Genomic DNA, 1411 nt, shown 5'->3' on the forward strand with positions numbered 1-1411 from the left:
TAGTGCAAAAGAAGTTATACTTCGTTATCATGTTCTACGAATTAAAATTATTTCAAGGAGGATTTTTTGTGTTTGGTATATTAAAAAAACAATGTCGATTCAATAAAATGTCGGCAATATCGTTAGGGATTTTTGTGTTTTATATGATTTTAAAGCAACTTATCGCACTAGTTTATTTCATTAGTGATGAACAGTTTGGCGGGATGAGCATTTCGTTTGACGCAATTGATTTGTTAGTTGTTCTAATAATTTATTTTTATTATCGTAGATCTAAAGAGCCTTTTACAAATCAAAATAATTTTACGATGAGTTTGCCAAAAAGCTTACTTTTAGGTCTAGTACTAACTGTAGTATGTAAATCCCTACCGCTGTTACTAGCAGACTTTATAAGTTTTCAGTCATCTAATCAAGTTGAATTAGAAAGCCAAGTAACGTTACCCATTTTAGTCTTCGCATTTTCTATTGCTCTAGTAGCACCCATTGGTGAAGAAATTGTCTATCGTGGTGTTATACAGCATGGAATTTTTAAAAATTCCTGGTTAGGTGTACTTGTTTCTTCAGCTATTTTTGCAGGTATGCATGTTAGTCTTCTTTCTTTAGAAACAATTCCATATTTCCTTTTGGGAATTGGTTTAGGTTGTACTTATAAGTTAACCGGGCGTTTATATGTGGGAATTATAATGCACATGATTAATAATTCGCTAGCAGTGATTGCTATTTATTATTTTTAACTAAAAGAATAAGAGAGAATATGCTACAGGTGAATATTAAGAAAATTAATTTGTTAATATCTTAACTCTATTTCAGACCGAACCGTCCGGTTTGAAATATTAATTCAAGTCAGAAGACACCTTTGGGTGTCTTTTTTTCTGCATTAAAAAGCCCACCTATTTTCCTAGGTAGGCCTTTTTTGATTTTGCATTAGCACGATGATATTATAACAAAACTCCTTAATCCTCAAACTCCCTGATTGTTCTTCTTTAATATACTTAAGATGATTCTATATATACTAGTCTAAAGTACGAGCAGCTGCATAGAATGATCCAGAACCACCATTTCTGTGAGTAACTTTAAGCTTATATTTACCTTTTGGAAGAGTATTGTACGTATTTGTAAAACCCTTTCCTGCTGCTAACGATCCAGAACCAATAACATTACCTTTTGAGTCTTTTAAAGACCAATCAAGTGTACCTTTAGTATTGTTTGTCATATGAACTCTCATATCTGCTTTTTTTACATGCTCGAACGATACTTCTCTTTCACCATTTATCAGACTGAAATCATCTTTAAGTATTTGGGTACGTTGGATAATTGGTGCTGAATTTTTAGTATTATCTACACCTTCTGTACTTGCTGATGTTGCTCCAATCCCTCCAGTTAATACGATACCAGTTGTTAATGTTCCTACTAC

General features: G+C 32.5%; 2 protein-coding genes. One reads left to right on the forward strand and one right to left on the reverse strand.

The features are described from left to right. A partial coding sequence (locus ACQGS6_RS28465) for a CPBP family intramembrane glutamic endopeptidase (RefSeq protein ID WP_426966026.1) occupies positions 1 to 731 on the forward strand: 731 nt, incomplete at its 5' end. A gap of 278 nt (positions 732 to 1009) precedes the next feature. Here ACQGS6_RS28465 and ACQGS6_RS28470 read toward each other — a convergent pair. Next, positions 1010 to 1411 (reverse strand): hypothetical protein (locus ACQGS6_RS28470; RefSeq protein ID WP_426966027.1); only part of this gene is annotated, 402 nt, incomplete at its 5' end.

The organism is Bacillus sp. GMs2/2 (genome assembly GCF_050172095.1).
Classification (GTDB): Bacteria; Bacillota; Bacilli; order Bacillales; family Bacillaceae_G; genus Bacillus_A; species Bacillus_A cereus.